At 68.0% G+C, this 23,372-nt stretch carries 20 protein-coding genes and 2 riboswitches; of the genes, 10 read left to right on the top strand and 10 right to left on the bottom strand.

Annotated elements, in window-relative coordinates; all coding sequences use genetic code 11:
- Window positions 1-28 precede the first annotated feature (28 nt).
- Window positions 29-1,060 (bottom strand): TRAP transporter substrate-binding protein, encoded by a 1,032-nt coding sequence (locus AC1DMS_RS05635; protein WP_478180786.1) that lies wholly within the window; start codon window positions 1,058-1,060, stop codon window positions 29-31.
- A 50-nt stretch (window positions 1,061-1,110) separates the two neighbouring features.
- A complete protein-coding gene (locus tag AC1DMS_RS05630; protein WP_478180785.1) occupies window positions 1,111-1,860 on the bottom strand; it encodes an SDR family NAD(P)-dependent oxidoreductase in 750 nt (249 codons plus the stop codon).
- Window positions 1,861-1,975: 115 nt separating this feature from the next.
- Here AC1DMS_RS05630 and AC1DMS_RS05625 point away from each other — a divergent pair, with 115 nt between their 5' ends.
- From AC1DMS_RS05625 to AC1DMS_RS05600, 6 genes are all read left to right on the top strand, one after another.
- Window positions 1,976-2,860 carry a LysR substrate-binding domain-containing protein gene (locus AC1DMS_RS05625; protein WP_012748405.1) on the top strand — a complete coding sequence of 295 codons (885 nt, stop codon included), beginning with the start codon at window positions 1,976-1,978 and terminating at the stop codon, window positions 2,858-2,860.
- Window positions 2,861-2,909: 49 nt separating this feature from the next.
- Window positions 2,910-3,593, top strand: coding sequence for a Pr6Pr family membrane protein (locus tag AC1DMS_RS05620; RefSeq protein ID WP_478180784.1), 684 nt, complete (start codon window positions 2,910-2,912; stop codon window positions 3,591-3,593).
- A gap of 70 nt (window positions 3,594-3,663) precedes the next feature.
- Window positions 3,664-4,722: an NAD(P)H-dependent flavin oxidoreductase gene (locus AC1DMS_RS05615; protein ID WP_478180783.1), complete on the top strand. Its 1,059-nt coding sequence runs from the start codon at window positions 3,664-3,666 to the stop codon at window positions 4,720-4,722.
- Window positions 4,723-4,726: 4 nt separating this feature from the next.
- Window positions 4,727-5,404, top strand: a complete 678-nt coding sequence (locus tag AC1DMS_RS05610; RefSeq protein WP_478180782.1) for an alpha/beta hydrolase — start codon at window positions 4,727-4,729, stop codon at window positions 5,402-5,404.
- 127 nt (window positions 5,405-5,531) lie between these two features.
- Window positions 5,532-6,476, top strand: a complete 945-nt coding sequence (locus tag AC1DMS_RS05605; RefSeq protein ID WP_478180781.1) for a DUF3014 domain-containing protein — start codon at window positions 5,532-5,534, stop codon at window positions 6,474-6,476.
- 95 nt (window positions 6,477-6,571) lie between these two features.
- Window positions 6,572-6,820, top strand: a complete 249-nt coding sequence (locus AC1DMS_RS05600; RefSeq protein ID WP_012748400.1) for a hypothetical protein — start codon at window positions 6,572-6,574, stop codon at window positions 6,818-6,820.
- A gap of 10 nt (window positions 6,821-6,830) precedes the next feature.
- On the opposite strand, the gene gcvP is transcribed toward AC1DMS_RS05600, so the two are convergent.
- The 8 genes from gcvP to denD all read right to left on the bottom strand — a co-directional run bounded on the left by gcvP (window position 6,831) and on the right by denD (window position 16,197).
- A complete protein-coding gene (gcvP, locus tag AC1DMS_RS05595; protein ID WP_478180780.1) occupies window positions 6,831-9,737 on the bottom strand; it encodes an aminomethyl-transferring glycine dehydrogenase in 2,907 nt (968 codons plus the stop codon).
- A 52-nt stretch (window positions 9,738-9,789) separates the two neighbouring features.
- On the bottom strand, window positions 9,790-10,161 hold the full coding sequence (gcvH, locus tag AC1DMS_RS05590; protein WP_012748398.1) for a glycine cleavage system protein GcvH: 372 nt from the start codon (window positions 10,159-10,161) through the stop codon (window positions 9,790-9,792).
- A 45-nt stretch (window positions 10,162-10,206) separates the two neighbouring features.
- Window positions 10,207-11,385, bottom strand: coding sequence for a glycine cleavage system aminomethyltransferase GcvT (gene gcvT, locus AC1DMS_RS05585; RefSeq protein ID WP_412511291.1), 1,179 nt, complete (start codon window positions 11,383-11,385; stop codon window positions 10,207-10,209).
- 45 nt (window positions 11,386-11,430) lie between these two features.
- A riboswitch (glycine riboswitch) is annotated at window positions 11,431-11,546 on the bottom strand.
- A gap of 12 nt (window positions 11,547-11,558) precedes the next feature.
- A riboswitch (glycine riboswitch) is annotated at window positions 11,559-11,649 on the bottom strand.
- A gap of 31 nt (window positions 11,650-11,680) precedes the next feature.
- On the bottom strand, window positions 11,681-12,229 hold the full coding sequence (locus tag AC1DMS_RS05580; protein WP_436300271.1) for a hypothetical protein: 549 nt from the start codon (window positions 12,227-12,229) through the stop codon (window positions 11,681-11,683).
- A gap of 151 nt (window positions 12,230-12,380) precedes the next feature.
- On the bottom strand, window positions 12,381-13,658 hold the full coding sequence (locus AC1DMS_RS05575) for a TRAP transporter large permease (protein ID WP_012748395.1): 1,278 nt from the start codon (window positions 13,656-13,658) through the stop codon (window positions 12,381-12,383).
- Window positions 13,655-14,149 carry a TRAP transporter small permease gene (locus tag AC1DMS_RS05570; RefSeq protein WP_012748394.1) on the bottom strand — a complete coding sequence of 165 codons (495 nt, stop codon included), beginning with the start codon at window positions 14,147-14,149 and terminating at the stop codon, window positions 13,655-13,657. Before AC1DMS_RS05570 ends, AC1DMS_RS05575 begins: the two co-directional genes overlap by 4 nt.
- On the bottom strand, window positions 14,146-15,117 hold the full coding sequence (locus tag AC1DMS_RS05565; protein ID WP_062366689.1) for a TRAP transporter substrate-binding protein: 972 nt from the start codon (window positions 15,115-15,117) through the stop codon (window positions 14,146-14,148). The genes AC1DMS_RS05570 and AC1DMS_RS05565 overlap by 4 nt, the downstream gene beginning before the upstream one ends.
- A 63-nt stretch (window positions 15,118-15,180) precedes the next feature.
- Complete coding sequence (denD, locus tag AC1DMS_RS05560) at window positions 15,181-16,197, bottom strand: D-erythronate dehydrogenase (protein WP_478180779.1); 1,017 nt, start codon at window positions 16,195-16,197, stop codon at window positions 15,181-15,183.
- Between the two features lie 68 nt (window positions 16,198-16,265).
- Between denD and AC1DMS_RS05555 the strand changes: the two genes are divergently transcribed.
- From AC1DMS_RS05555 to AC1DMS_RS05540, 4 genes are all read left to right on the top strand, one after another.
- On the top strand, window positions 16,266-17,171 hold the full coding sequence (locus AC1DMS_RS05555; protein ID WP_278877361.1) for a LysR family transcriptional regulator: 906 nt from the start codon (window positions 16,266-16,268) through the stop codon (window positions 17,169-17,171).
- Window positions 17,172-17,262: 91 nt separating this feature from the next.
- Window positions 17,263-18,078, top strand: a complete 816-nt coding sequence (locus tag AC1DMS_RS05550; RefSeq protein WP_478180778.1) for a putative hydro-lyase — start codon at window positions 17,263-17,265, stop codon at window positions 18,076-18,078.
- A 43-nt stretch (window positions 18,079-18,121) separates the two neighbouring features.
- Complete coding sequence (locus AC1DMS_RS05545; protein ID WP_478180777.1) at window positions 18,122-19,414, top strand: MFS transporter; 1,293 nt, start codon at window positions 18,122-18,124, stop codon at window positions 19,412-19,414.
- 34 nt (window positions 19,415-19,448) lie between these two features.
- On the top strand, window positions 19,449-23,102 hold the full coding sequence (locus tag AC1DMS_RS05540; protein ID WP_478180776.1) for a hydantoinase B/oxoprolinase family protein: 3,654 nt from the start codon (window positions 19,449-19,451) through the stop codon (window positions 23,100-23,102).
- Window positions 23,103-23,372 lie beyond the last annotated feature (270 nt).

Here is a 23,372-nt window from a genome sequence, read left to right as displayed (position 1 = left end):
CACGCGGCGGACGGCGGACGGCGGTCGATCAGCCGAGCTTGCCGGAGACTTTCTCCAGGAGATCCCATGGTGCAGCGCCGTACTTCGACTTCCATTCGCCGTAGAAGCCCGTGCTCGCCAGCTTGTTGCGGAAGTCTTCCTGCTGCACGTCGATGAAGCCGACGCCCTTGGCCTTGAGGTCGGACACCAGGCTGCTGCTGAGCCTGGCAACGTCGGCCCGCTGATCGATGGCGGACTTGTCGATCTCTCGCGTGATGACCTGCTGGACGTCCGGTGGCAGCTTCTGGAATGCGCGCTTGTTGCCAAGCACCCAGTAGCCGTCCCAGACATGGCCGGTCAGGCTGCAGGTCTTCTGGACTTCGTAGAGCCGCGCGGTCGAGATGATGGCGAGCGGATTCTCCTGGCCTTCCACCACCTTGGTCTGCAAGGCGGTGTAGACCTCGTTGAAGTTGATCGGCGATGGAGCGGCGTCCAGGGCCTTGAACAGGGAGGTCAGCGGAGGTGCGGGAGGCACCCGCACCTTGAAGCCCTTCAGGTCGGCTGCGGACTTGATCTCGCGCCCGGACGATGTGACGTGGCGGAAGCCGTTGTCCCAGATCCGCGAGACGGTGAAGATGGGTGTCTTCGCGATCTCGGCTCGAATGTGGTTGCCCAGGTCGCCGTCCATCGCCTTCCAGACGTCGTCATAGCCCTTGAAGGCAAAGCCCACGCTCGTGATGCCCGAGACAGGCACGAAGGTCGACAGGATCAGCGACGAGAGATTGAAGAACTCGACCGAGCCGTTTCGTACTTGCGCCAGCAGGTCCGTGTCGCTGCCCAATTGGTTGGCCGGGAAGAGCTTGATGTTGACCCGGCCCGAGGTGGCTTCCCGGATGCGGTCATGCGCTTCCTTGGCGCGCAAGTTGACCGGGTGGGTCGGATCCTGTCCGGTGGCGTACTTGAGTTCGAACTCGGCAGCATCCGCGCGGCGCGTGACGATCGAAAACAGGGGCAGCGCTGCGCCTGCGGCCAGCAGTTGCCGGCGTTTCAGTTTCACAGGGGTGGGCTTGGGCTCGGTCATGGTTTTGTCTCCTGGTTGTAGAAATGAGAAGGGGTCGCCGGCTCAGGGGCTCAATGGATCAACATGCCGCCATTCACGTCGAGCGTGATGCCCGTGCAGTACAGCGACAGGTCGCTGGCAAGGAAGATGCAGGCGCCGGCGATGTCGTTGGCGCGGCCCAGCCGGCCGAGCGGAATGGTCTCGGCGATCTCGGCCTTTTTCTCTTCGGTGAGCTTGCCCTTGATGATGTCGGTGCCGATCAGGCCGGGCGTGATGCTGTTGATGCGGATGCCTTCGGGGCCGAACTCCCGCGCCATGGCGCGCGCCAGGCCAAGCACGCCGGCCTTAGCCGCCGAGTAATGCGGGCCACCCAGGATGCCCCCGCCGCGCTGCGCGGAGACCGACGAGATGCAGACGATCGATCCGCCGCCCTGTTGCTGCATGGAAGGCAGAACCGCCTGCGACATGTACAGCGTGCCCCGCAGGCTGACATCGAGGATGCGGTCATAGTCCGCACCGCTGATCTCGAGCGTCTTGGCCGGCTGCGTGATGCCTGCGTTGTTGACCAGCGTGTCGATGCGGCCGAATGCCTTCAGCACAGCCGCGGCGGCGGCATCGCACGAGGCCTTGTCGGTCACGTCGGCAACGATTCCAAGATGCTCGGGGCCGAGTTGCGCGGCCGCCGCCGCAGGGGTGGCGCGCTCCAGGTCGAGCACCGCGACACGGGCGCCATGGGCCGCCATCAGGCGCGCCGTGGCGAACCCGAGGCCGTTGATGCCGGCGCCGCCGGTAATGACGACGATCTTGTCCTTGAGCAGCATCGATTTGTCTCCAGAGTGGTGTGGTTGGCGATGGTCGTCGGACCAAGGCATGACGACAAGCGATGTGTTTTCAGCCTAAGATGACGATCTGTCATCTAACGACCGGGTTGACCCTATGTCCACACTGCCCGCCGTGACCAACCTGCAGGCCTTCGAAGCGGTGGCACGAAGAAGAAGCTTTGCCCTTGCAGCGTCGGAACTCCACCTCACTGCCTCGGCGATCAGCCATCAGGTGTCGCGCCTTGAAGCGCATCTCGGTGTGCGGTTGTTCGAGCGCAGCGCCCACGGCGTGCGGCTCAGCGCCGCGGGCGACATGTACTTGTCGAAAGTTGGCGGCGCGTTGCTGGCCATCGCATCGGCAACCGACGATCTGCGCCAAGGCGTGAGCAACAGCCTGTATGTGCACTCGGCGCCCAGCATTGCGAGCCTTTGGCTGATGTCGCGGCTGCGTGGCTTTGCGCAGGCTTACCCGGACATTTCGCTGAACCTGTCGGCCGCGCACACAACCAGCGATTTCGCCCTGGGCCAGGCCGACATCGACATCCGCTATGGAATACCGAACTGGCCCGACCTGGTGGTGGAACCCCTGTTCGAGGAGCGCATCGTGCCGCTCGCGAGTCCTGCATTCATCCGGCAGCACGGCTTGAAGCGCATCGAACAGCTCGGCGGCGTGAAGCTGATCCAGAGCAACGTCAGCGTGGTGCAGTGGTCGGACTGGTTCGGACAGTTCAGCGACAAGCGGGCGCCCGACAGGTTTGCCATCCGTTTCGATCGGGCGCAGATGTCGCTCGATGCAGCCACCCAAGGCCTGGGCGTTGCGCTTGAAAGTGCGACGATTGCCGCAAGGCACATTGCCGAGCGCAAGCTCAGGCCCGTGTTCGGCCTTGATCAGGCGATCAAGGTCAAGGCGCACTTTGCGGTGTATCCACCACGGCACGCCAAGCGGTCATCGGTCGCGGCCTTCCTGCAATGGATCCATGCCGAAGCGGCAAGAAATTGAAAGCATTCACTTCGGCATACTCTCGATGCGCCAAGCTTTGGAGGTTCACATGCCGCCACAACCGTATATCGCCAAGACCGCACCGCAAGCCGCTTCGGGCCCCATTGCGCTCGCGCGCTTTCTGCACGGCGTGGTGGCGCTGGCCGCGGCCGGGGGAATCGGCCTCGAGTTGAGCGCGGCGATCAGTGGCGGCCCCGGCATCGCGCCCACGCATCTGGAGCGCTTCGTTCGGCTGTTCAGCTACTTCACCATCGATTCGAACCTGCTCATCGGCGGCGTCTGCGCGCTGCTCGCCTTTCGTCCCGCGCATGACGGGCGGCTGTTCCGGGTGCTGCGGCTCACGGCGGTGCTCTGCATCGCGGTCACGGGCATCGTGTTCCACACGGTGCTCACGGGGCTGCGCGAGCTCACGCCCTCGGGGCAGCTTGCCAACTTCCTGCTGCACACGGTGACGCCGGTGTTCACGGTGCTCGGCTGGGCCCTGGTCGGACCGCGGCCGCGCACCGACCGCGGCACCATCGGGCGGGCCGTGCTGCTGCCGCTCGCATGGATCGTCTACACCTTCGTGCGCGGCGCGTTCGTGAGCTGGTACCCGTATCCGTTCATGGACGTGGGCCAACTCGGGTTTGCACGCGCGGCGCTCACTTCGGCGGCTGTCGCGGCTGTCTTCATCGCGATGGCCATCGGCCTGCGCCTGCTGGAGAAGCGGCTTCCCGCAGCGCCTGCCGGCTGAACGCAGGGCTTTGGGCTTCGCCGCAAAATACGCGCTGGCGCGCATGGCGCATCCAGAAGGAACATTCGACATGACCACTCCCTTGCAGCAACTCCTCGGCACCGATCTGCCGCTGATCCAGGCACCCATGGCGGGCGTGCAGGGCAGCGCCATGGCCATTGCGGTCAGCAACGCCGGCGGCCTCGGCTCGCTGCCCTGCGCCATGCTGAGCGCCGATGCCATGCGCAGCGAGCTCGCCGCGATCCGGGCCGGCACCGGCAAGCCCTTCAACGTCAACTTCTTCTGCCACACGCCGCCGGAGCCGAGCGCCGAGCGCGAGGCGGCATGGCGCAGCGCGCTGGCGCCGTACTACGCCGAGTTCGGCATCGATGCCGCGAGCATCCCCACCGGCCCCGGGCGCAACCCGTTCAGTGCCGACGTGGCCACTGTGCTGGCGGAGTTCCGCCCGGAGGTGGTGAGCTTTCATTTCGGGCTGCCTTCGGAGGCGCTGATGGCGCAGGTGCATGGCTGGGGCGCGAAGGTGCTGGCCTCGGCCACCACGGTCGAGGAGGCGCGGTGGCTCGAAGCGCGTGGCGTGGATGCGGTCATCGCGCAAGGGCTGGAGGCCGGCGGGCATCGCGGCCATTTCCTGTCGCACGACCTGACGCGGCAGCTCGGCACCTTTGCGCTGCTGCCGCAGCTGGTGCATGCCGTGAAGGTGCCGGTGATCGCAGCCGGCGGCATTGCCGATGCAGCGGGCGTGGCCGCGGCCATGGCGCTGGGCGCTGCGGGCGTGCAGGTCGGCACCGCCTATCTGCTGGCGCCGGAGGCGACCACCAGCGCGGTGCACCGCGCGGCGCTCAAGAGCCAGGCCGCGCGCCACACGGCGCTGACCAATCTCTTCACGGGCCGCCCCGCGCGCGGCATCGTGAACCGCGTGATGCGCGAGCTGGGGCCGATCGGTGCGGCGGCGCCCGAGTTTCCGCTGGCCACCTCGGGCATTGCGTCCTTGCGCGCCAAGGCCGAGGCGCAGGGCAGCGGCGATTTTTCTCCGCTGTGGTCGGGGCAGAATGCCACCGGCTGCCGCGAGCTGCCGGCCGCCGAGATCACGCGCGCCTTGGCGCAAGGTTTTCAATCTCTTACGGCCTGACTTCATGACGCAACTCCACCTGCCTTTCAAGTTTCTCGAGCAGGCCGCAGGGCCGAACGTGCGCGAGCCCTGGCTGCTGGTGCTGATGCACGGCGTCGGCAGCAACGAGCAGGACCTGTTCGGCCTGGCACGGCTCATGCCGCCGCAGTTCCACGTGCTGAGCCTGCGCGCGCCGTATGTGCTGTCGCCCGATGCGTACGCGTGGTTCGAGTTCGAGGTGCTGCCTGATGGCGAGCGGCGCATCAACGAGGAGCAGGAGCGCGAAAGCCGCTTCCTGGTGGGCGAGATGGTGGCCTCGGCATCGCAGCAGCTCGGCGTGCCGCCCGAGCGCGTGGTGGTCGGCGGCTTCAGCCAGGGCGGCATCATGGCGCTGTCGCTGCTGCTGACGCAGCCCGCAAAGGTGCGTGCCGCAATGGTGTGGCACGGCCGGCTGCTGCAACAGGCGGCGGCGCACATCGCGGCGCCCGAGGCTTTCGAGGGCAAGGCACTGTGGGTGAGCCACGGCAGCGCCGACAACGTGATTCCGCCAAGCGCCGCAGAGGCCACGCGCGAACTCGCGCGCGGCCTGCCGCTGGCCCTGTCGGGGGCCGATTTTCCGGGCGGCCACGAGATCCGCCCGGCCGAGCTGCAGGGCGCACTGGCGTGGCTGCAGTCGCTCGGCTCGGCGGCGGGCGCCTCCTAGCGGGCGAACTTTCGCGCCGGGAGCGCGTCACAGGGCGTTACGGGATGACGCCGCGGCGGGGTGCCGATCTGGTGCACCATAGCCGCTCGTCTCCCATTGCAATCCTCCAAAAAAGGAAACCGCAGACATGTCCGACCGAGACATCCCCGAAATTCCCGACGTGCGCGATCCGCACGATGCGCCCGCGTACAGGCCGCGGCGCGAGACCTCGACCGGAACCATCGTCGTCATCGTGCTGCTGGCGATCGCCGCCGGATTCCTGGGCTGGCGCTGGTACCAGCAGCAGCAGCAACCGCCGCTGCCGGTCGAACCGCCGGTGGCCGCCGCCCCCAACGACGGGCTTGCGCCCGCACCGCCGCCGCTCTCGCTGCCCGAATCCCCGGAGCCGCAGAACCCGATCGACGCGATCGCGCTGCCCGCTTCGGGGCTGCCCAAGCTCGCCGATTCCGATACGCGCGTGATGAAGGCGCTGGTCGACCTAATGGGCAGCAAGAACGTGGCGGATTTCCTGCAGTTCGAAGGCATCGTGCGCCGCTTCGTGGCCACGGTCGACAACCTCGCGCGCGAGCAGTCGCCCGCGAGCACCTGGCCGGTGCAGCCGACGAAGCAGCGCTTCACCACCCAGGGCAAGGGCGAGGCGCAGACCATCGCACCCGGCAATGCCGCTCGCTACACCCCCATCGTGCAGCTTGCCGAGTCGATCAATCCGGCCAAGGCGGCCAAGACCTACGCCCAGCTCTATCCGCTGTTTCAGAAAGCCTATGAGGACCTCGGCTATCCGGGGCGCTACTTCAATGACCGGCTCATCGCCGTGATCGACCATCTGCTGCAGGCGCCCGAACCCGCCGGCCCGGTGCCGGTTCGCCTTGTCGAGGTGAAAGGCAACGTGTCTTCGCAGCGGCCATGGGTGCGCTACGAATACGCCGATCCGCAGCTCGAGTCGCTCTCGTCAGGCCAGAAGATCATGGTGCGCATGGGGCTGGAGAACGAGCGCAGGATGAAGGCCAGCCTGCGAGGCTTCCGCGAGCAGATTGCCACCGGCGAGATGCTGAAGAAGAAGCAGCAGCGCTGACCCGGTGGCGCGCCGCCGTGTAGGCGCGGGCCGATTGCATGCGGCGCGGATGCCGGGGATGATTCGCGGGATCCCCAGATTTCGAGGACACCCGTATGAACCTGATGAGCGTCGACCTCTACCAGAGTGCCACCGATCCCGAGAAATTCCTGGCGCTTCCCGCGGGCACCGACCCCGCCGAACTCATGGGACCGATGACCTTCGACCGCGATTTCGCGCATGTCAGGTGCTACAAGGAAGGCTTCGAATTCGATCCGTCCCAAAGCTACGCGGGCGTCAACGCCGCGAAGATCGCGGCGGACATCCTCACCGTGAAATGGGCGATGTACCGCCGCGAAGCCTGAGCGGCCTTTTTCAGGCCTCTTCGGCTTCCTTGTAGTCGCCCACGGGCACGCAGCTGCAGAACAGGTTGCGGTCGCCATACACGTTGTCGACGCGGCCGATCGGCGGCCAGTACTTGGCCTGCTTGAGCGCGGCCAGCGGAAACGCCCCCAGTTCGCGCGAATAGGGGTGCGGCCATTCCGCCGCCATCAGGCTGGCCGCGGTGTGCGGCGCATGCTTGAGCGGGTTGTCGTCCTTCGGCCAGACGCCTTCCTCGACGCGGCGGATCTCGCCGCGGATCGCGATCATCGCGTCGATGAAGCGGTCGAGCTCGGCCAGCGGCTCGCTCTCGGTGGGTTCCACCATCAGCGTGCCGGGCACCGGGAAGCTCAGCGTGGGCGCATGGAAGCCGTAGTCGATCAGCCGCTTGGCCACGTCTTCGGCGGTGACACCGCTGCTGTCCTTGAGCGGGCGCAGGTCGAGGATGCACTCATGCGCGACGTGGCCGTTGGGGCTCGCGTACAGCGTGGGGTAGTGGTCCTTGAGGCGCGCGCTGATGTAGTTGGCGCTCAGGATCGCGGTTTCAGTGGCCGCCTGCAGGCCCTTGGCGCCCATCATGCGGCAGTACATCCAGCTGATCGGCAGCACGGCCGCATTGCCGAGCGGCGCGGCCGAGACGGCGCCGACGCCGTTGGACGCCACGCCGGCCGTCGCATGGCCCGGCAGGTAGGGCACGAGGTCTTCGACCACGCACACCGGGCCCACGCCCGGGCCGCCGCCGCCGTGCGGAATGCAGAAAGTCTTGTGCAGGTTCAGGTGGCTGACGTCGCCGCCGAACTCGCCCGGCGCGGCCACGCCGACCAGCGCATTCATGTTGGCGCCGTCCACGTACACGCGGCCGCCGTGCTCATGCACCAGTTCGCAGAGCTCCTTCACGCGGGTTTCGAACACGCCGTGCGTGCTCGGGTAGGTGATCATCACGGCCGCGAGCTTGTCGCTGTGCTTCTCGCAGGCGCGCCTGAGGTCGTCCATGTCGACGTTGCCCTGCGCGTCGCAGGCCGTCACCACCACCTGCAGGCCCACCATCTGTGCGCTCGCGGGGTTGGTGCCGTGCGCCGACGAGGGAATGAGGCAGATGTTGCGGTGCCCCTGGCCGTTGGCCTCGTGGAAGGAGCGGATGGCCAGCAGGCCGGCGTACTCGCCCTGCGAGCCCGCGTTGGGCTGCAGGCTGATGCCCGCGTAGCCGGTGGCTTCGCAGAGCCAGGCGCGCAGCTGCGCGTCGAGCTGGGCATAGCCCACCAGCTGCTCGGCCGGCGCAAAGGGATGGATGTTCGCGAACTCGGGCCAGGTGATCGGGATCATCTCGCTGGTCGCGTTGAGCTTCATGGTGCAGCTGCCGAGCGGGATCATGCTGCGGTCGAGCGCCAGGTCCTTGTCCGACAGGCTGCGGATGTAGCGCAGCATCGCGGTTTCGCTCTTGTGGGTGTTGAACACCGGGTGCGTGAGAAAGGCGCTGGTGCGGCGCAGGTCCTCGGGCAGGCGCGGCACAGCGTTGGCCAGGTCGTCGAAGCGCGGCATCGGCGTGCCGGCGGGCACGAACAGCGCCCAGAGCGTTTCGATGTCGGCGCGCGTGGTGGTCTCGTCCAGCGAGATGCCCAGGTGCTGCTGCAGCCGCTGGCGCAGGTTGACGCCCGCGGCCTGGGCGCGTTCGATGATCTTGGGCGTGTCGTCGCCGGTGCGGATGGTCAGCGAATCGAAGGCGGTGCCGTTGACTGGCTCGCGGCCCATCTGCGCGAGGCCCTGCGCGAGGATGGCCGTGAGCGCAGCCACGCGCTGCGCAATGCGCGTGAGGCCGTCGGGGCCGTGGTACACGGCATACATGCTGGCCACCACGGCCGGCAGCACCTGCGCGGTGCAGATGTTGGAAGTGGCCTTCTCGCGGCGGATGTGCTGCTCGCGCGTCTGCAGCGCAAGGCGGTAGGCGGGCTGGCCGTGGGTGTCGACGCTCACGCCTACCAGGCGGCCCGGCAGCGAGCGCTTGAACTCGTCGCGGCAGGCCAGGTAGGCCGCGTGCGGGCCGCCGTTGCACATCGGCATGCCGAAGCGCTGCGTGGTGCCGCAGACGATGTCGGCGTCCCATTCGCCCGGCGGCGCGAGCAAAGTGAGCGCGAGCAGGTCGGCAGCCACGCAGAAGGCGGCGTCGCACTGGTGCGCATGGCCCGCGAGCGGACGCAGGTCGTGCACGTGGCCGGTGGTGGCGGGGTACTGCGCGAGCACGCCGAAGAATTCGCCGCTCACCATCAGGTGCGGCAGCGTCTCGGACACGGTGCTCACCTTCACCTCGATGCCCAGCGGCGCGGCGCGCGTCCTGATGACCTCGATGGTCTGCGGATGGCAGTCGCCCGACACCAGGAACACGTTGCTCTTGCTTTTCACGCTGCGCTTGGCGAGCGTCATCGCCTCGGCGGCCGCAGTGGCTTCGTCGAGCATCGAGGCATTGGCGATGGCCATGCCCGTGAGGTCGCACACCATGGTCTGGAAGTTGAGCAGGGCTTCCATGCGGCCTTGCGAAATCTCGGCCTGGTAGGGCGTGTAGGCCGTGTACCAGGCGGGGTTCTCGAGCACGTTGCGCAGGATGACGCCCGGCGTGTGCGTGCCGTAGTAGCCCTGGCCGATGAAGCTCCTGAAGACCTTGTTCTTTGCCGCGATCGCCTTGAGCTCGGCCAGTGCATCGGCCTCGGTGGCGGGCGCCGGCAGCCGCATCGGCTTGGCGCGGCGGATGGCCGCGGGCACGATGCCGTCGATGAGCTCGGCGCGCGTTTCCGAACCGATCACCGGCAGCATGCGCGCCTCGTCCGCCGCATCGATGCCAATGTGGCGGGCGAGAAACTCTTCGGCGTTCTCCAGTTGTTGCAAAGAGGGAAGGGCGGGAATCGGCATGGCGGGTGAAGGCTCGGGAATGAGGAAAAAGGCGGCTTGCGAACTCGGCGGATCAGGACTCGGCAGCGAACTTGTCGTAGCTGGCGGCGTCGAGCAGCGCGTCGAGCTGCGCGGGTTCGCTGAGCTTGACCTTGAAGAACCAGCCGGCGGCCAGCGGATCGGTGTTGGCGAGCGAGGGATCGGCGCGCAGGGCTTCGTTCACTTCGGTGATCTCGCCCGACACGGGCATGAACACATCGGCTGCGGCCTTGACCGATTCGACGACACCGGCCACCTCGCCCTGGGCAAAGGTCTTGCCGACTTCGGGCAGGTCGACAAAGACCACGTCGCCGAGCGCGTCCTGCGCATGCACGGTGATGCCGACAGTGGCTGCACTGCCTTCGGCCGAGACCCATTCGTGGTCCTTGGTGTACTTGATGCTCATGGTGGAAAACTCCTCGTGGAAAAAAGATGATCGGGGGCGCAGCGCCTAGCCGCGGTAGTAGCGGGTGGGCACGAAAGGCAGCGTCGAGACTTCCATCGGCACCGGCTTGCCGCGCACGATGGCCTGCACGCGCGTGCCGGGCTCGGAATACGCGGTGGCCACGTAGCCCATGGCGATCGGTCGGTCGGCCGTCGGACCGAGCAGGCCGCTCGTGACAAAGCCGATGTCCTTGCCCTCGAAGGACTGCAGCACCGTGCCGTCGCGCACCGGAATGCGTTCCAGCGCCACGAGGCCGACGCGCTTGCGCTTGAGCGTGTCGTGGTCGGTGTGGCCCGCGGCGCCGGCCGTGGCGGCGGCGAGCTGGGCCAGCACCCGGGCCGCGCCCGGAAAGCCGCCTTCGCGCGCGCCGCCGGTGCGGCGCACCTTCTGGATCGCCCAGTTGAGCGAGGCCTCGACCGGCGTGGTGGTGGTGTCGATGTCGTTGCCGTAGAGGCACAGCCCCGCTTCCAGCCGCAGCGAATTGCGCGCGCCCAGGCCGATGGGCTCGACCTCGGGCTGCGCCAGCAGCAGGCGGGCCAGCGCCTCGGCATTCTGGCCGGCCACCGAGATCTCGAAGCCGTCTTCGCCGGTGTAGCCGCTGCGCGTGGCAAAGGCCGGAATGCCGCCGATCTGCACCGCGCCGCCGGTCATGAACACGAAGCGCTCGATGCCGGGCGACAGCCGCGCCAGCACCGCGGCCGCCTGCGGCCCCTGCAATGCGAGCAGCGCGTGGTCGGGCATGGGCTGCACATCGCAGCGTGCGCCGATCTTCTGCCGGATGTGGGCGATGTCCGCCACCTTGCAGGCGCCGTTGACGATCACGAAGATCGAGCCGTGGCCTTCGTTGAAGAACATCAGGTCGTCGAGGATGCCGCCCTCGTCGTTCAGCAGCAGCCCGTAGCGCTGCTTGCCGGGCGCAAGGTCGATCACGTCGACCGGCATCAGCGTTTCGAAGGCGGCCGCGGCGTCCGGGCCGACCAGGCGCAGCTGGCCCATGTGCGAGATGTCGAACAGGCCGGCGGCGTTGCGCGTGTGCCTGTGCTCGGCCATGAGGCCGGCGGGGTACTGCACCGGCATCGAATAGCCCGCAAAGGGCACCATGCGGGCACCGAGCTCCACGTGCAGGCCGTACAGCGGGGTCTTCAGGAGTTGTTCGGCGGAAGAGGAATCGGAGGAAGCGGCCACGGGGCACTCCAAAGGGGCAGACGAATTCCATGGCGCGAGCCATGGGCCACCCCTGCTGTCCGCTTTACCTGAGAGATTCGCCCCACGATCGGGGTTTGCTCCTTCGGTGGGCCGGCGCATCGCGTCGATGCAAGCAACAGCCTCTCTCCAGCAAGGAAGCGCCGGCATGCGCCAACGCTGTGTCAGTCCTTTTGCCTGAGCGTTCGGGAAACCCCTGCGCCTTCGGCGGCCCCGGCTGGCGGGGCTCTCTCCTGACCATGGGAGTGTAGTGGATCGCGGGCGGCCGGTCTGCGGCTCAGTGCACGGTCTCGGCCGGCGGCAGCAGCCGGTCGATGCGCTCGCGCAGCGATTCGGCCCGCTCGGCGCCGGCGGTTTTCTCGACCTCGGTGAGCATCAGCGCGGCGATGGTCAGCATCGCGCCGCGGTCGCGCGCCTCGCGCAGGGCATCGCGCATCTGCAGCGCGAACTTGGGGTCGCGCCGCACGAACATGCGCTCGCAGATGTCGAACAGGAACATGCGCGTGGTGGCCAGCGAGCGCTTGCCGTCGAAGTTGTCGGCCGAGGCGGCGAGTTGGATCGGGTCGGCCGCGGGTACCGGGGCGGGCGGCTGGGCCACGGCCTGCGCCGCCGCGGCAGCCACCGGCTGCGCGTCCTGCAGATAGCCCTGGCGCATCAGCGCCTGGATCGCCTGCTCGGCTTCGGTGCGGCTGGCGAACAGCGGGCTGAAATCGGTCAGCGAACGCCGGCCGTCGGCCATCAGCAGCAAGGCGCGTTCGCGCTGGCTCAACGTGCGCTGGCGGCCCTGGAGTTCGTCGCGTGCCTTGTCGGTCTTGGTGGGAAACATGGCGCCACAGCTTTTGGGGATCGAGGGCTGAAGCATCGTTGCAAGCGGTGACATCTTCATGAAACGTTTGCCTTACAGCGCCCCGGCAGCGCAAAAAAAAGCAGCCTGCGAACAGGCTGCCGTTTCTTCCTTGTTTTTCGCGCCGTTTCAGCTACTTGGCATACACCAGGTCGCGCAGCGCCAGCGATATCCACGGCACGTAGGTGATCACCAGCAGGCAGGCCAGGATCACGAGCACGAACGGCACCAGGTACTTCACGATCCGGTCCAGCGAGATGCGCGCCACCGTGCAGGCCGCGAACAGGTTCACGCCGAAGGGCGGGGTGATCATGCCCAGGGCGAGGTTCACCACCATGATGAGCCCGAAGTGCACCGGGTCGATGCCGAAGTGCACCGCCACCGGCGCAAGGATGGGCGCGAGCACGATGATGGCCGCGCTGGTCTCGATGAACATGCCGATGATGAACAGCGCCGCGTTCACGCCCAGAAGGAACATCGCGGGCGACTTCAGCACTTCCTGCAGCCAGTGGCCGATGGCGTCGGGCACCCCCGCGCGCGTGATCAGGAACGCGAACAGGCCCGCGTTGGCGATGATGAACATGATCACCGCCGACGACAGCACCGACTTGCGCAGGATCACGTACAGGTCCTTGGGCTTGATCTCGCGGTAGATCACCACGCCCACCACCAGCGCATAGAACACCGCCACGGCCGAGGCTTCGGTCGGCGTGAAGATGCCGCCGTAGATGCCGCCCAGGATGATGACGGGCATCAGCAGCGCCCAGCCGGCCTGCCACAGCGCCTTGCCAAACGGCATGCGGCCGTCGCCGTCGTTCTTGCCCCAGCCCTTCCACTTGCAGAAGGCCCAGACGAACAGCATGAGCGCCAGGCTGATGAGAATGCCGGGGCCGAAGCCCGCGATGAACAGCTCGCCGATCGACACCTCGGCGCTCACGCCGTACAGGATCATCGGGATCGAGGGCGGGATGATCACGCCGAGTTCGGCGCTCGTGGCCTGCAACGCGGCCGCGTAGGCCGTGGGATAGCCGTGCTTGATGAGCGCCGGAATCAGGATCGCGCCAATGGCAAAGGTGGTGGCCACCGACGAGCCCGACACCGCCGCAAAGATCATGCAGGTGAGCACGCAGGTCATCGGCAGGCCGCCCTGCACGCCGCCCACGATGCTCTTGGCAAACTCGACCAGCCGCCGCGAGATGCCGCCCGTTTCCATCAGGTTGCCGGCCAGGATGAAGAACGGAATGGCCGCCAGCGGAAACTTGTTGATCGAATTGAACATCTCCTTGACGGAGATCAGCATGTTGGCATTGGCCACCTGGATGCCCAGGATCGAGGCGAGCCCGATGGAAACCGCAACAGAAACCGACAGTGCAAAACACAGCACCATCGTTGCAACCATGACTGGTGTCATTGCGCAGTCTCCAGCTCAAGCCGCTTGGGATCGAGAAAATTCCCAACGATGCCGAACAGGCAGAAGACGGAACCGACCGGCAGCGCCAGGTACGACCACATCATCGACAGGCTTTCGAGGCCGGCCATCGACTGCACGCGGCCGCGCATCGCGTAGTCCCAGCCCCACCAGAGAATGACCAGCATCAGGATGAGCGCGGCAATGCTCACCACGGCGTCGAGCACGCGCTTGACGCGCGGCGGGCTCCAGCGGTAGAGCACGTCCACGCTCACCATGGCACCCTGGCGAAACGCCATCGGAATGCCCAGGAACACCATCCAGATCAGGCTCACGCGGATCAGGATCTCGCTCCACTCCGCGGGCTGCTCGAGCACGAAGCGCGTCACGATCTGGAACACGCCCAGTGCCGATGCAATGACCAGCATCAGGCAGGCGGCCAGCATCGAGGCGCCGGTGGTCCAGCGCTCGATGCCAAGGAATTTTTCTTTCACTTGTAGTCGCGGATCTTGTCGAGGTTGGCCTTGCCGAAGTCCTTCTCGAACTGCGCATTCACCGGTGCGAGCGCGGCCACGAACTTGGCCTTGTCGACGTTCTCGATCACGGTCATGCCCTTGGCGCGCAGGTCGGCCACGCCCTTGGCGTCGTCCTCGTCCACGCGGGCGCGGTTGGCCTTGGTGCCTTCCTTGGCGGCGTCCAGGAAGGCCTGCTTGTCGGCCGCGCTGAGCTTGTCGAACGCGGCCTTGTTCATCAGGAAGATGCAGGGCGAATAGACGTGGCCCGTGAGCGAAAGATGCTTTTGCACCTGGTCGAACTTGGCGGAGATGATCACCGGCAGCGGGTTCTCCTGGCCGTCGACCGTGCCCTGTTGCAGCGCAGTGAACACTTCGGGGAAGGCCATGGGCGTGGTGATGATGCCGAAGCCCTTGTAGGCGGCGATGTGCACCGGGTTCTCCATGGTGCGCATCTTCAGGCCCTTGAGGTCTTCGGGCGCCTTCACGTCGCGCTTGCTGTTGGTCATGTGGCGGAAGCCGTTCTCGGCCCAGGCCAGCGCCTTGAAGCCCTTGGCGTCGAACTTGGTGAGCAGGTCTTGGCCGATCGGGCCGTCGAGCACGGCGCGCGCATGGGCCTTGTCGCGGAACAGGAAGGGCACGTCGAGGATCTTGGTCTCGGGCACGAAGTTGGGCACCGGGCCGGTCGAGGAGAAGGCGAGCTCCTGCGTGCCCAGCTGCACCGCCTCGATCGATTCGCGCTCGCCGCCGAGCGAGCCGTTGTAGAAGGTCTGGACCTTGTAGCGGCCGCCCGTGCGCTTTTCGACTTCCTTGGCGAAGGTGTCGATGGCCACGCCCTGGTGCGAGTTCTGCGCGGTCGAGATGCTGATCTTCATGGTCGTCTGCGCAAAGGCCGCGCAGGCCATGCCCATGCCCAGAACCAGGCCGGCGGCCAGTCGGGTCAATTTCATTCTTCTGTCTCCTGAGATGGAAAGGGGGTGTCGCAAAGCGTCGGCTCTGCGCGCAACCGATGACTATGCCGCAATAACCAGTTTGACCGCGTCGGGATTTTCACGGACGTAGTCGCGGATCACCGCCTCGAAGCTGGTGTCGGCCGTGAGCCCGAGCTTGCCGGCGCGAACGGTCTCGATGCGCCCGGGCCAGGTCTTCACGATGCGCTGGATGGCCGGATCGGGCGTGCGGTCGAGCAGGGCGGTGGCGGCCTTGCCGGCCACGCGCTCGAGGGCTGCGGCCATGTCGCCCACCGTGGTGGAAAGCGAGGGCAGGTTGAGCGCGGTGCGCGGGCCCCATTCGCCGTCGCTGGCCTCGGCGGCGCGAAGAATGCCTTCGACCGTGCGCGCCGGCGACGCAATCGCCACCGGAGTCTCGTCGGGCACCGGGCAGGCCGCGCGGATGCCCGCGAGCGGCTCGCGGATCATGCCGCTGAAAAAGCCCGAGGCTGCGCCGTTGGGCTTGCCGGGGCGCACGCTCACCGTCATCAGCCGCACGCTGCGCCCGCGGATGAAGCCCTTGCGCGTGTAGTCGGCCACCAGCTGCTCGCCGATGAATTTCTGGATGCCGTAGCTGGTCTGCGGCGTCGGCAGCGTGTGGTCCTCGATCACCGGCGGCAGCGGCTGCTCGGGCGAATCGCCGAACACCGCGAGCGAGCTGGCAAACACCAAGAGCGGCCGGGTGCCCACGGCGCGCGCCTTTTCGAGCAGCGCATGGGTGGCGGCGAAGTTGCTGCGCATGCCCAGGTCGAAATCGGCCTCGCATTCGCCGCTGACCGCGGCGGCCAGGTGAAAGATGGCGTCGGCCCCGGTCCAGAACGAGGCGTCGGGCGAAGCCAGCTGCTCGTTCAGGTCGCCGAGTGCGGTGCCGATGCGCGGGTCGGCCGCCAGGTCGGCCGGCGGCGCGGCGCGGTCGACCAGCGTGATGCGGGAAATGGCGCGTGCCGGCGCACCGGCCAGCGAAAGCTCGCCTTGCTTCAGCAGGGTACGGGCAAGGCGTGCGCCCAGGAAGCCGGCGCCGCCCGTGATGACGATCTGCATGGTGGTGTTGTCTCCTTCGCCAACGAGCATAGCGCAGCGGAATGCGCGGCTCAGGCGACACTCGCGCCATGAACTTGCGATTCGTCGAAGCCTTCCACTGGGCCGTGGCGCTCAAGAGCGTCACCCGTGCGGCCGAGAAGCTGCACCTCACGCAGTCGGCGCTGTCCAGCCGCATCGCCGCGCTCGAACGCGAGCTGGGCGTGCTGCTGCTCGACCGTCGCGACAAGCAGTTCCGCCTCACGGTGGCAGGGCAGCGCTTCCATGCCTTCGCGCAGAAGCTGCTCGAAATGCAGATGCACATCAAGGCCGAGATGGGCTCGGGCGCGGTGCGCGAGGCGGTGCTGCGCGTGGGCGCCATCGAGTCGGTGGTGCACAGCTGGCTCACCGGCTGGCTCAAGCACATGCAGGCCACGCATCCGGACTTCGAACTGGAGCTCACCGTCGAAACCACGCCGGTGCTGGTAGACCAGCTGCAGCGCGGCAAGCAGGACCTGGTGTTTGCCGCGCTGCCGGCCACCGGCGACGGCGTGCGCACCCGCGCCGTGCCGCCGATGCCGATGTGCTTCGTCGGCCACCGCGAGCTGCACCTGAAGCGGCGCTACCGCCTGCCGGACCTGCTCTCGCTCGACCTCCTGACCTTCCAGCGCGGCTCGCAGCCGCACGTGGCGCTGCTCGAGCTGTTCCGCGAGGCCGGCAGCCCGCCGCCGCGGGTGCATGCGATCTCGTCGATCTCGGCGATGGCGCAGCTGGTGGAGGCGGGCTTCGGCGTGGCCGGGCTGCCGCGCGCGGTGGTCGAGCCGCTGGCGCGGCGCCTGCCGCTGCGCGTGCTGCCTTGCGACGTGACGCTGGAGCCGCTGCCCATCTATGCGAGCTACCGCGACGACCCCTCGTCGCCGCTGCCCGAGGCCGCGCTCGGCTCCGCCGTGGTGCACGCTTCGCACCGCATGGGTTCATCGAAAAAATCGATGAGTTGAGCGAGAAAATTTGCGTTGGCGTTCGTGAGCGCGGATTCCCACAATCCGGCGCATCACACCACAGCGATGCCTCGGGCATCGGAAACGCCAAATGTCGAACCGTCCATCCTTCGCAGAACAGCCCGGCGCCGGCAGCAGCGCGCTGGCCGTGCGCCAGGCCTGCCGCAGCAGCGCGCTGAACGCCCACACCAGCGGGCTCGCAAGCGCCCATGTGCAGGGCAACCTCGTGATCCTGCCGCGGGCGCACGCGGCCGACTTCCTGCGCTTCTGCCAGGCCAACCCCAAGCCCTGCCCCTTGCTCGGCGTCTCGGAAGCCGGCGACCCGGCGCTGCCGGCGCTCGGCGAGGACATCGACATCCGCACCGACCTGCCGCGCTACCGCGTGTGGCGTGACGGCGTGCTGGCGGACGAACCCACCGACGTGCGCGCGCTCTGGAGCGACGACCTGGTGAGCTTCGTCATCGGCTGCTCCTTCACCTTCGAGCATGCGCTGATGGCCGAGGGCATTGCGCTGCGCCACGTGGCGCAGGGCCGCAACGTGGCGATGTACCGCACCTCGATGGCCACCGTGCCGGCCGGCGCCTTCCATGGGCCGATGGTGGTGTCGATGCGCCCGCTGCGCGCGGCCGACGCCATCCGCGCGGTGCAGATCACTTCGCGCTTTCCGGCCGTGCACGGCGCGCCGGTGCACATCGGCGATCCGGCGCTGATCGGCATCCGCTCGATCGCCGATCCCGACTACGGCGACGCGGTCGAGGTCATGCCCGGCGAGCTGCCCGTGTTCTGGGCCTGCGGCGTCACGCCCCAGGCCGCGCTGGCCGCCGCCCGGCTGCCGTTCGCCATCACGCACGCGCCGGGCTCGATGCTCGTGACCGACCTGCTGCACCGCCAGCTGGCCGCGTTCTAGACGCGGCGCTTTCGACCCATTCAAAACCCAAGGAGACAAGCACATGAAGACCACCCTCGACGCCACCCAGGCGGGCGACGCCACGCCAGCCGGAGGCAGCTGGCTGCGCACGCTCAACCCGAACGAGAAGCGCACGCTCGCCGCATCCTTCAGCGGCTATGCGGTCGACGCCTTTGACTACTACACGCTGCCGCTGGTCACGCCCATCCTGCTGTCGCTGTGGGGCATGAGCAAGACCGAGGTGGGGCTGATCGGCACCGCCACGCTGGTGGCCTCGGCCATCGGCGGCTGGGTGGCCGGCATCCTGGCCGACATGTACGGGCGGGTGCGCATCCTGCAGCTCACGATCCTGGTCTTTGCCATCTTCACCTTTGCCTGCGGCCTTTCGCGCACGCCGGAAGAGCTGCTGATCGCACGCACGCTGCAGGGCCTGGGCTTCGGCGGCGAATGGGCGGTGGGCTCGGTGCTCATTGCCGAGATGATCCGGCCCGCCTACCGGGGCAAGGCGGTGGGCCTGGTGCAGAGCAGCTGGGCCATCGGATGGGGCGCGGCGGTGCTGGTGTCGATGGCGCTGTTCTCCTTCCTGCCGCCGGAGTATTCATGGCGCGCGATGTTCCTGCTGGGGCTGCTGCCGGCGATCCTGATCGTGTTCATCCGCCGCTCGATCCGCGACCCGGAGATCTACGTGCAGAGCCGCGCCGCCGTGGCGCGCGGCGAGCGCAGCGGCAATTTCCTCGCGATCTTCAAGCCCGGCATGCTGGGCACCACGGTGCTCGCGAGCCTGCTGTTCACCGGCATGCAGGGCGGCTACTACGCGATCGGCGTCTGGCTGCCCACCTTCCTGAAGAACGAACGCCATCTCACGGTGCTGGGCTCGGGCGGCTACCAGTTCATGTTCATCATCGGCGCTTTCATCGGCTACCTGTGCGGTGCCTACCTGTCGGACCGGCTCGGACGGCGCAGCGCCTTCATCCTGTTTGCGGTGGGGGCCGGATCGCTGGTCTATGCCTACACGCTCTTGCCCATCACCGACGGCCTGATGCTGCTGCTGGGCTTTCCGCTCGGCTTCTTCATGTCGGGCATCTTCAGCGGCGCGGGCGCCTTCCTGGCCGAGCTTTTTCCCAATGAGCTGCGCGGCTCCGGGCAGGGCTTTTGCTACAACTTCGGGCGCGGCATCGGCGCCACCTTTCCGGCGCTGGTCGGCGTGCTGAGCGACCGCATGCACCTTTCGCTGGGCACGGCCATCGGCGTGTGCGCCGCGGTGGCCTACGCCATGGTGGTGATCGTGGCGCTCTGCCTGCCCGAGACGCGCGGGCGCGACCTGCGGCAGAACTGATCCGGACCTCTTTCTCCTTTTTCGCGAAGACTTCATGACCACGCATTCCCTTCTCCCGTCCCGCTGGCAGTTCTGGATCGACCGCGGCGGCACCTTCACCGACCTGGTCGGCCGCGATCCCGAGGGCGGCCTGCACACGCTCAAGCTGCTGTCGGAGAACCCCGAGCAGTACAAGGACGCCGCCGTCGAAGGCATCCGCCGCCTGCTGAAGCTCGCGCCCGGCGAGGCCGTGACCCCCGAGCGCGTCGAGTGCGTGAAGATGGGCACCACGGTGGCCACCAACGCGCTGCTGGAGCGCAAGGGCGAGCCGACGGTGCTGGTCGCCACGGCCGGCTTTCGCGATGCGCTGCGCATCGCCACGCAGGCGCGGCCGCGGCTCTTCGACCGCCGCATCGTGCTGCCCGAGCTGCTCTACCAGCGCGTGATCGAGGCCGGCGAGCGCATGGATGCGCAGGGCGGCGTCGTGCAGCCGCTGGATGAGCCCGCGCTGCGCGCCGCGCTGCAGGAAGCCTTCGATGCCGGCCTGCGCGCCTGCGCCATCGTCTTCATGCACGGCTGGCGCTACGCCGCGCACGAACTCGCGGCCGAGCGCATCGCGCGCGCTATCGGTTTCACGCAGGTGTCGGTGTCGCACACGACCAGCCCGCTCATGAAGCTGGTGCCGCGCGGCGACACCACGGTGGTCGACGCCTACCTGAGCCCGATCCTGCGGCGCTACGTGGAGCAGGTGTCGCGCCAGATGCCGGGCGTGCCGCTGTTCTTCATGCAGAGCTCGGGTGGGCTCACGCAGGCCGACCGCTTCCAGGGCAAGGACGCGATTCTCTCGGGGCCGGCCGGCGGCATCGTCGGCATGGTGCGCACCGCGCTCGATGCCGGCCACGCGCGCGTGATCGGCTTCGACATGGGCGGCACTTCCACCGATGTGTCGCACTACGCCGGCGAGTTCGAGCGCTCCTTCGAAACCCAGGTGGCGGGCGTGCGCATGCGCGCACCGATGATGAGCATCCACACCGTGGCTGCGGGCGGCGGCTCGGTCATCGCCTTCGACGGCGCGCGGCTGCGCGTGGGACCGGAGTCGGCAGGCGCCAATCCGGGGCCGGCCAGCTACCGGCGCGGCGGTCCGCTCACCACCACCGATGCGAACGTGCTGCTCGGCAAGATCCAGCCCTCGCATTTTCCGCATGTCTTCGGACCGAACGCCGATGAAGCGCTCGACCTCGCGGCCGCGCGGCGCGGCTTCGAAGCCATGGCGCGCCGCATGGCGGAAGCCACGGGCCGCAGCGTGGGTGCCGAAGAAGTGGCGAGCGGTGCGCTGCGCATCGCCGTGGCCAGCATGGCCAATGCCATCAAGCGCATCTCGGTGGCGCGTGGCTACGACGTCACGCAGTACACGCTGCAGTGCTTCGGCGGCGCGGGCGGCCAGCACGCCTGCCTGGTGGCCGATGCACTGGGCATGCGCAGCGTCTACCTGCATCCGCTCGCGGGCGTGCTCTCGGCCTTCGGCATGGGGCTGGCCGACCAGCTCGCGATGCGCGAGCTCGCGCTGGAGCGTCGGCTCGATGCGCAGGGGCTGGCCGCGGCGCGCGATGCCGCAGGCTCGCTTGCGGCGCAGGCCAAAGGAGAGCTGCGCGAGCAGGGCGTGGCCGATGCGGCCATTGCCACGGTGCACCGCGTGCAGCTGCGCTACGAAGGCACCGACACCGCGCTGGCCTGCGCGCTGCCCATGGCGGGTTCGGCCGAAGAGGCGATCGCCGCGATGCGGGGCGAGTTCGAAGCCGGCTACCGCCGCCGCTTCGCCTTCCTGATGGCCGAGCGGGCGCTCGTGATCGAGGCTGTGACGGTCGAGGCGGTGGGCACTGGCGAGCGCGCAGCGCCCGCAGCCGCACAGGCCGATGCGGCCAGTCATGCACCCGAACCGCTCGCGGCCGTGCGCATGTACTGCGAGGCTGACGAAAAAGCCGCAGGCTGGCGCGATGCCGCGCTGTTCGACGAAGCGGCGCTCAAGCCCGGCGCTTCCATCGACGGCCCCGCCATCCTCGCGGGCCGCAACGCCACTACGGTGATCGAGCCCGGCTGGCAGGCGCGCGCCACCGCGGCCGGCATCGAGCTGCACCGCGTGCGCCCGCGCGTCGCCACGCAGGCCCTGGGCACCAGCGCCGATCCGGTGATGCTCGAGGTGTTCAACAACCTCTTCATGAACATCGCCGAGCAGATGGGCCTGCGGCTGCAGAACACCGCCTACTCGGTCAACATCAAGGAGCGGCTCGACTTCTCCTGCGCGCTGTTCGATGTCGAGGGCAACCTGATCGCCAACGCGCCGCACATGCCGGTGCACCTGGGCTCGATGAGCGAGTCGATCAAGACCGTGATCGACGGCAACCCCGGCATGAAGCCCGGCGACGTCTTCGTGCTGAACGACCCCTACCACGGCGGCACGCACCTGCCCGACATCACGGTGGTCACGCCGGTGTACCTGGAGTCGGGCGACGCGCGGCCGTCGTTCTACGTGGCTTCGCGCGGCCACCATGCCGATGTGGGCGGCATCACGCCGGGCTCGATGCCGCCGTTCTCGGCCACCATCGGCGACGAGGGCGTGCTGATCGACAACTTCAAGCTGGTGGAGGGCGGGCGCCTCTGCGAAGCCGAACTGCGCGCGCTGCTCGGAAGCGGCGCCCACCCGTCGCGCAACATCGAGCAGAACCTGGCCGACCTGCGCGCGCAGATCGCCGCCAACGAAAAGGGTGTGCAGGAGCTGCAGGCCATGGTCGCCCAGTTCGGCCGCGAGACCGTGGCGGCCTACATGGGCCACGTGCAGGACAACGCCGAGGAGTCGGTGCGCCGCGTCATCACGGCGCTCCAGAACGGCGAGTTCACGCTGCCGCTGGACAACGGCGCGCAGATCCGCGTGCGGGTCACGGTGGATGCCGTCGCGCGCTCGGCCACGGTCGACTTCACGGGCACCAGCGCGCAGCTGGCCAACAACTTCAATGCGCCGCGGGCCATCACCATGGCGGCCGTGCTGTATGTGTTCCGCACGCTGGTGGACGACGACATTCCGCTCAACGCGGGCTGCCTCAAGCCCATCGAGGTGATCGTGCCGGGCGGCTGCATGCTCAACCCGCTCCCGCCGGCCGCGGTGGTGGCGGGCAACGTCGAAACCTCGAGCTGCGTGACCAACGCGCTCTATGGCGCACTCGGTGTGATGGCCGCGAGCCAGTGCACGATGAACAACTTCACCTTCGGCGACGGCGAGCACCAGTACTACGAAACCATCTCGGGCGGCTCGGGCGCGGGCCCGGGCTTCGACGGCACGAGCGTGGTGCAGACCCACATGACCAACTCGCGCCTCACGGACCCCGAGGTGCTGGAGTTCCGCTACCCGGTGCGCCTTGAGAGCTACCGCCTGCGCACCGGTTCAGGGGGAGCCGGGCGCTGGCGCGGCGGCGACGGCGGCGTGCGGCGCGTGCGCTTCCTGGCGCCGATGACGGCGTCGATCCTCAGCAATGGCCGGCTCTACGGCGCATTCGGCGGTGCGGGTGGGGAGGCTGGCGCGGTGGGTGTCAACCGTGTCGAGCGGGTCGACGGGACGGTCGAGACGTTGGACCACATCGGACAGGTGCAGATGGCGCCGGGGGACGTGTTCGTGATCGAAACGCCGGGTGGGGGAGGATGGGGCGAAGGGCGCTGAACTTGGCGCTCTTTCCAGGGTGCGCTCCCGCCGACGGGATACCTTGCTCCGCGAATGTCCCCCGGCCTGCGGCCTCCTCCTTAATTTCGCTGCGCAAGGCACCCCATCGACGGGAGCGTGATCAGAGCAGTCGTTGATCAGCGGTACACCAGCAGCGTGCCCAAGTGCACAGGGCATCGGGTGCTCCCCGCAGCGAAATCAAGGAGGAGGGGGCGCAGCCCCCGGGGGACATTCGCGGAGGGGAGTACCCGGTGGCCTGTGCACGCGCCC

The organism is Variovorax sp. 05T418 (assembly GCF_056396385.1).
The sequence above is the reverse complement of the archived record's forward strand: the minus strand, read 5'-3'. Positions and strand labels throughout refer to the sequence as shown.